The sequence below is a fragment of the Microbulbifer mangrovi genome, from assembly GCF_002009015.1.
Taxonomy (GTDB): Bacteria; Pseudomonadota; Gammaproteobacteria; order Pseudomonadales; family Cellvibrionaceae; genus Microbulbifer; species Microbulbifer mangrovi.
In genome coordinates, this window is the sequence record NZ_LZDE01000183.1 from 1 (window position 1) to 6,280 (window position 6,280).

General features: G+C 57.8%; 8 protein-coding genes. 2 read left to right on the top strand and 6 right to left on the bottom strand.

The window, feature by feature from the left end; translation table 11 throughout:
* Together B4U49_RS01595 and B4U49_RS01600 are read left to right on the top strand one after the other, a co-directional pair.
* On the top strand, positions 1–500 hold a 500-nt coding region (locus B4U49_RS01595; protein ID WP_275078268.1), incomplete at its 5' end, for a transaldolase family protein.
* A 67-nt stretch (positions 501–567) separates the two neighbouring features.
* Complete coding sequence (locus B4U49_RS01600; RefSeq protein WP_078082838.1) at positions 568–1,026, top strand: tellurite resistance TerB family protein; 459 nt, start codon at positions 568–570, stop codon at positions 1,024–1,026.
* A 14-nt stretch (positions 1,027–1,040) separates the two neighbouring features.
* Here the strand turns inward: B4U49_RS01600 and B4U49_RS01605 are convergent, their stop codons facing one another.
* The 6 genes from B4U49_RS01605 to B4U49_RS19590 all read right to left on the bottom strand — a co-directional run.
* Positions 1,041–1,565: an STAS domain-containing protein gene (locus B4U49_RS01605; RefSeq protein WP_078082839.1), complete on the bottom strand. Its 525-nt coding sequence runs from the start codon at positions 1,563–1,565 to the stop codon at positions 1,041–1,043.
* A gap of 366 nt (positions 1,566–1,931) precedes the next feature.
* On the bottom strand, positions 1,932–3,182 hold the full coding sequence (locus B4U49_RS01610) for a PP2C family protein-serine/threonine phosphatase (RefSeq protein ID WP_078082840.1): 1,251 nt from the start codon (positions 3,180–3,182) through the stop codon (positions 1,932–1,934).
* A 69-nt stretch (positions 3,183–3,251) separates the two neighbouring features.
* A complete protein-coding gene (locus B4U49_RS01615; protein WP_239692429.1) occupies positions 3,252–4,223 on the bottom strand; it encodes an MlaA family lipoprotein in 972 nt (323 codons plus the stop codon).
* A 142-nt stretch (positions 4,224–4,365) separates the two neighbouring features.
* Positions 4,366–5,223, bottom strand: a complete 858-nt coding sequence (locus tag B4U49_RS01620; protein WP_078082842.1) for an HvfC family RiPP maturation protein — start codon at positions 5,221–5,223, stop codon at positions 4,366–4,368.
* Positions 5,213–6,088, bottom strand: coding sequence for an HvfB family MNIO-type RiPP peptide maturase (locus B4U49_RS01625; protein ID WP_078082843.1), 876 nt, complete (start codon positions 6,086–6,088; stop codon positions 5,213–5,215). Before B4U49_RS01625 ends, B4U49_RS01620 begins: the two co-directional genes overlap by 11 nt.
* A gap of 107 nt (positions 6,089–6,195) precedes the next feature.
* On the bottom strand, positions 6,196–6,280 hold an 85-nt coding region (locus B4U49_RS19590), incomplete at its 5' end, for an HvfA family oxazolone/thioamide-modified RiPP metallophore (protein ID WP_476703360.1).

The window sequence follows — 6,280 nt, forward strand, 5'->3', positions numbered from 1 at the left end:
GCAACCTGACCCTGCTGTTCAGCCAGTGCCAGGCGGTGGCCTGTGCCGAAGCCGGGGTTACCCTGATTTCCCCGTTCGTGGGCCGCATCCTCGACTGGTACAAGGCCAGTACCGGACGCGACGACTACACTGCCAGTGACGACCCCGGAGTACTTTCGGTCACCAGTATTTACGAGTACTACAAGTCCCGCGATTACCCCACCATCGTGATGGGTGCCAGTTTCCGCAATACCGGCGAAATCGAGGCGCTGGCCGGCTGTGACAAACTCACCATCAGTCCGCAGCTGCTACAGGAACTGCAGGATGATGAAGGTGACCTCGCGAGTGGCTTGAAGAGCGAGTTTTCCGGTCAACCGCGCCCCAGCGAGCCGCTGCGTGAAGCCCAGTTCCGCTACCAGCTGAATGACGATGCCATGGCCACGGAAAAGCTCGCAGAAGGTATCCGCAATTTTGTCGCCGATCAGCTGAAACTTGAGGAGCTGTTGCAGAAGGCGCGCTGACCGCGCGCCCTGCACGCTCGAAAACACGCACCAGTCAAAACTTCCACGAAAACAAGGAACTCCGACCATGCTGCAGCAGATTCGCAAATTGTTCGACCAGATCGGACGCGGGGACAGCGTGGAAGTGCGCGAAGAAAAAGATGTGCGCATGATCAGTGCGGCACTGATGGCAGAAATCGCCACTGCGGACCAGAAGGTAGACGAGCGGGAGCGCGATGCGCTGGTCCGCTTGCTGCGGGAACACTACAAGCTGGACGATGCTACGGCACAAGATCTGGTAACCCGGGCACTGGCGAATCGCCACGAGGCAACCTCATTGTATGAGTTCACCCAGACGGTGAACGATAACTTTACCGAGCGGGACAAATACCTGCTGGTGAAGCAGATGTGGGTGGTGGCGTTTGCGGATGGGGAAATCGATGCTTTTGAAGAGCATCTGATCCGGCGGGTATCGGAGCTGATCTATCTGCCCCACGGGCTGTTTACCCGGGCGCGCGCCGAGGCGCGCGACGGCACAGCGGGCTGACCGGTAACGCGGTATTAGTGATTGGCCACTGACTTGTGGCTCTGCGCCGCCTGCTCAGTTTCCAGCGCGTGCACCAGATCCCGGAAAGTCTCTGCATTCTTTTCGTTCATGCTCATCAACACGCGGTGTGCTTCCAGCACCATTTCCCGCGCGGTGTGTTCATCCGGCGCGTTACAATTGAGCGGTGCCGGCTCCGCGTGATAGGCGTCATTGTCGGCGTCGCTGGAAATATCCATCAACTCCTCGAAACCCATGGAATCCAGCAAGTGGAGCAAGCCGCGATCTTCACATAACACCAGCGGTTTTCCACCGTGACGCTCGGCACAACGAAACGCAATCTTGGCCATCAACCCGAGTGTGGTGCTGTCGACCCCTTGCGTCTCATGCATATCGAACACCACGCCGCGAAATTCGCCGTGTGAAAACATCTTGTCGATAAAGTTATCAAATGACGTACATAGATTGAGGCGTACATCGCCCACCAGTTTCACGACATAAATGCCCTGGTGGTCGCCAACCATTATCTGCCCGGACTGCATAGTAACCTCAAACGCGCCCTGTTCTTGTCCCGAACCAGGGAGCGAAATGGATGATTTGCGGCTTTTGGCCGCGGCACAGTTCCTTGTGCAAGCCTGACTCAATCGGCGCCGGACCAGAGATCCGTATCACGCAAATAGACCCAGAAGTGGGCGGAGCTTACTCCTGCCCACCGGTGCTGACAAGACCAGTGTGAACCGGTTAACAATCGTGACTATCGAGTCTGGCACGTCCTGGATCCAGATCCCGCCGATTGCCTGTTCAGCCGGTACACATTGCCAGTGTCGGGTACGCTCGGTGAACGGGCCCTGAATGGCGGATCGAGAAATACAGGCAAAAAGACAGCAAGAATTGGGCCTTATTGGCACCTAGAGCTCGTCCTGCCTAAGGGTAAGAATGGTAATGTCGTCGGGGAAAGATTCGGCGGTATCGACTTTCAATGCCGTGCAGAGGGTATCCAGGTCACCGCGGCTGTGGTCGATCTTCTGCAACAGGGCCTCTTCCTTCTGCAGCAGGTTTCCGGGGAGCAACTCCAGCACACCGTCAGAGCATGCCACCAACCGCCAACTGGTGGGCAGGCTGCGGTGATGCACTTCCCAGTCGCCCTGTTCGAACAACCCCAGAGGACGCCCCTTGCCAGCGAGCCAGTGGGCCCCTTCCCGGGTCACCAGGGCCGGCATGGGTACCTGCCCGGCAACCGCGTAGTGCAACTGGCGAGCGCGGCTGTCCACCACTCCCACAAACATACTGGCGTGCTTGTCGAGTCGGGTTGCCAACAACTCCCGGTTGATCATTTCAAGGATCTCCTTGAGATCCCGATCAAGGGTGTTCAGCTGGCTGAACAGTGGGCGCTCTCGCAGCAGGTGCATGATGCTGTGCTTGATCAGTGCGGTCACTAGCGCCGAGGACACCCCGTGGCCGGAGACATCCACAAGGTAAAAAGCCACAAAACGCTCGCCAAACAGCCCGTAGTCGATAAAGTCGCCGCTCAAGTACAGCGACGGCAGCAAGCGGTAGGCAGCCTGGATCCCGGCCGGGTATTCATAGGGGGTGCGCGGCAACAGGTGCTGTTGCAACTGGCGGCCGGCCTGGTGGTCGCGCTGGAGCAGCTCGATATGGTCGTTCAGCTCGCGATTGCGCGCTTCCAGTTGCTCTCGGTACTCACGGTTCTCCGCCGCGAGATCCCGCGCCTCGAGCACCCGCGTGACCGCGTGATCGATCACGCTCTCATCGACGATGGGGGTAAGCAGGTAATCGCTGGCCCCGAGTCGCAACGCCTGCACGACGTCATCAACATCACTGTTGGCGGCCAGTACCACCACTGGGGTATCCGGTGAGCGGCTTTTGATCTTGCGCAAAACCTCCAGCCCCCCCATATCCGGCAGGTGCAGATCGGTAACCACCAAGCCGTGCTTTTCCGGGGAAAAGCGGCCGATGGCTTCGACGCCGTTTTCCACCAGACTCACGGTAAAACCAAGCCGTACGAGGGCATTCTCTACCTGCTGACGGGAAGGATCATCCGTATCAATCAGCAACAGGCCGCACCGCGCGCTGCGTGTGGTATTCGCGTCTGAGGAGGTTTTCTGAATCGGGGAGGGTTCGTGCGTTGGGCTACTCATTATCGAGCCCCGCACGCGGGAAAAGCATCGGCACCTGCGCAGGCAGGCACCGACTCGAAGAAAAGGGCGTCAGAAATCGTAGTCATCCAGGTCGCCGCCAAAGTCATCTTCCTGTTCACCATCGTTGATCAGGAACTCGCGTCGCTGCAGGTAAGCATCGCGCATCAGCACGTAACGATCCCCCTGCAACAGGGATTCGGCCTGCAACAGACTCGCGCGGGTTTGCAGGAGATCGACGACTTTCAACGTGTTCTCTACCGCGTTGTCGTCAACGTAGGTCAGAGGGTTGGTATACCACTCAACCACTTCACCCGGCACGTCCCGCACGGTGGAAGGGCCCAGGAAAGGCACTACCACATAGGGGCCGGAGGGCATCCCCCACACTGCCAGCGTCTGGCCGAAGTCTTCGCCGTCACTGGGTTCCAGTCCCATATGCTGCGCCACATCGAACAAACCCACAAGCCCCACGGTGCTGTTCACCAGGAAACGGCCGGTATCATTGCCCGCCTGTCCCCACTTCCACTGCAGGACATCATTCAGGACGTTGTTAATCTCGTGCAGGTTGGAAAAGAAGTTGGAGATACCCGTCTGCATAAAGATGGGTGTTACCTGCCGATAGCTGACCGCTGCGGGTTTCAGGAACCAACGATCCGCTGTGTCGTTAAAGCGGAACATGGCGCGGTTGAACCCTTCCCAGGGATCGCGATCTTCAGGCTCTTCTGCGCTGGAAAATTCGTCGGCGGGATCAAATCCGTATTCGTCCTCGAGCTCAGAGCCAAAGCTATCTTCGGAACCAAGGTCCTCAGAGCCAAAGTCATCTTCGGCGCCAAAATCATCGGAGGTCGTGGTTTCGCCAGTCCCTTCTGTCGACGCCGGAGCAGTATCACCGGTGGTCTCGCTGGCATCGGGTGATGTGGTGCTAGTCGCAGGTGTCTCGTTGGGCACCTCCGCAAATGGATCCGATGCATCCTGTGCCATTGCCAGGGGGGCCGACAGAGTTGCGGCAAGGACCCAGGCAGTTACATGTGTGCGCTCAAGCAATTCCCTGCTCCTCGCAAAATAGTTTCGTTTGTTCAAACCAGAATCTGTTTATTTCAGTGGGGGCAATATTAACACTGGCCGCTTAGCCAGCATAGCAGCTGGCAGTTTTCGCCAAGTGGGTTGGTCTCTTTAACGCCGATCTTTAGAGCGGCCTGAATCCCGCAAGAATGTCCAGGCCGAGGAGTTTTTTCAGTATATCCGTGCCGAACGCCAGCAATTGATCCGGTTGTGGGTGCTGCAAATCTTCGGCGAGACGCTGCAGTACCATCCGGCCACTGGCGGTCGCCGGCAACGATGATGCGGATGCGGCGGATGGATCAGCAACCGGGTTCGCATCCTGAATCAACGTCAATAAGTGCGCGGTGACGGCGTTTGCCTCAAGAAAGGCGACGTTATCAGCTCGATCGCGATATACCACCAGGAAAGTCGGCGTTTGCGGCGATTCCACTGGCTGATGCGCCGGACCGATGTGATGAACCGGATAGTGATAACTGAGATTCCAGGCGAGCGGCGATACCACCGGTGCCCAGTCCAGTACCTGCTCGTCGCTGCAGTTCCGCTCCAGGTCATCGGGCAATGCAATATCACTGACATCCAGCGCGAGCTCGACCCACTCGTAATGGGCTAGCTCCAGCATAAACGGCGGATCCGATTCCGCCGCCGCGCTGACCGCACGCTCGTTCTGCAGATACTCGAGAAACTCTTCGCTGATCTGCAGAAAATACGGACTCTGGGCAGAGTGTCGCTGGACAAAATCACGCACCATGGCGTGCCACGGTTCGTCGTCGATAATGCTGCGCAGTACCGGAAAACCGCCGGCAATAAAGGATTCGATATTGTTGTAAATGAGGTCCCGATAGATACCCACACGACGATCTTCAATATCCGACGGTGCGGCGGCTTCATCGGGAGCCCGCAGGTGTGCGGCGAAATCCCGCTGCAATGCCACAAACGTACCTTTTGTGTCAGTTCCGTTGTCAGTGGAAGTATCAGCGCCCATGGGCCACCTCCGCGGTGGGCTCACAATATTGCGGGGCTGCCCCTGTAGCCGATGTTTGATAATCCCTTATACGTGCGACCTCGGTGCAAAGCTCCGCTAACGGGGGAATATTGAAATCCCGTTCCAGTAATGTGGGCACAGGACCAAACACTTCGTACGCGCGCTGCAGCAAGCGCCAAACAGGATCGATTACCGGTGCGCCGTGGGTATCCACCTTGAGGTCTTCCGCCTCGTCAAAATGCCCGGCCACATGGGCATAGCGAATTCGCTGCGCTGGCAATCCCAGCAGGAAAGCTTCGGGGTCGTAACGATGGTTAGTGGCGTTGACGTAAATATTGTTCACGTCCAGTAGCAGGTCGCAATCGGCCTCTTCGAGAACGGCATTGAGGAATTCCAGCTCAGACATTTCCTGTCCCGGTGCGGCATAGTAGGAGACATTCTCCATGGCAATACGCTGCTCGAGGATATCCTGCACCCGTCGGATTCGGCCGGCCACATAGTGCACCGCTTCTTCGGTAAACGGAATTGGCAGGAGGTCGTAGAGATGCCCATCAGCGGAGCAGTAACTGAGGTGCTCGCTGTAACAGCGGATATCGTGCTCGCGGATAAACTGCTTGATGGACTTCACCAGATCCTCATCGAGTGGATCGGGGGCACCGATGGACAGTGACAGTCCGTGGGTCACGAATGGAAAACGTTCGGTAAATTCCCGCAGCCAACGGCCGTAGCGGCCACCGACACCAATCCAGTTTTCTGGGGCGACCTCAAGGAAGTCTGCCTGTACGGGTGTCAGAGCTTCCCCCATCATTGAGCGTCTGAGTCCCAGGCCGGCGCCTTGAACAGGGTACTGGCGCGATGCAGTCATAGCGAGAATCCTGGGTACGGTTATTGATTTCCGAGTACTTATGTCCGCGCAGAACAGATAGCAGCCCGGCTCCGGGCCGGGCTGCTGTCACACGACGGGTTGGTCGATCAAGCGCCGCACTTACCTTCTTTCTGCTTGCCCTCGCCACACTTGCCTTCTTTCTGCTTACCCTCGCCGCATTTACCTTCGCCG